Origin of the sequence: Methanoculleus sp. UBA413, assembly GCF_002502935.1 — an archaeon.
Classification (GTDB): domain Archaea; phylum Halobacteriota; class Methanomicrobia; order Methanomicrobiales; family Methanoculleaceae; genus Methanoculleus; species Methanoculleus bourgensis.
This window is the reverse complement of sequence record NZ_DAQR01000129.1, coordinates 5118-5397: the sequence shown is the minus strand read 5'-3', so window position 1 is coordinate 5397 and position 280 is coordinate 5118. Positions and strand designations below refer to the sequence as shown.

Sequence of the window (280 nt, the reverse complement as noted above, 5' to 3'; positions counted from 1 at the left end):
GACCGCCGGAATATCGCTTGATCCATAGTCCACGACTGCACCGCCCACCACCTCCCGACCGCCGTCTGCCGCCGCCATCCCGCTCTCGCTCCCGGGCACGGCATCTCGTCGCCAGGACGCAGCGGCGGCCGCGTTCGGACACCAGCCCAGGTACCTCCGTATCGTCTCCATATGAGGCGTCATACGACCTCCTTCAGTTTCGCGAAGAGTTCGTCGGCCATCCGGGTCGGGTCATCGGTCTTCGTGAGCGCAATACCCAGTTCGTCCGCGTAGTCCCAGA

At 65.0% G+C, this 280-nt stretch carries 1 pseudogene; it reads right to left on the bottom strand.

Features of this window, described 5'->3' with window-relative positions:
• A pseudogene (locus tag BP858_RS11135) lies at positions 1-183 on the bottom strand (hypothetical protein); the annotation flags it as partial.
• Positions 184-280: the final 97 nt, after the last annotated feature.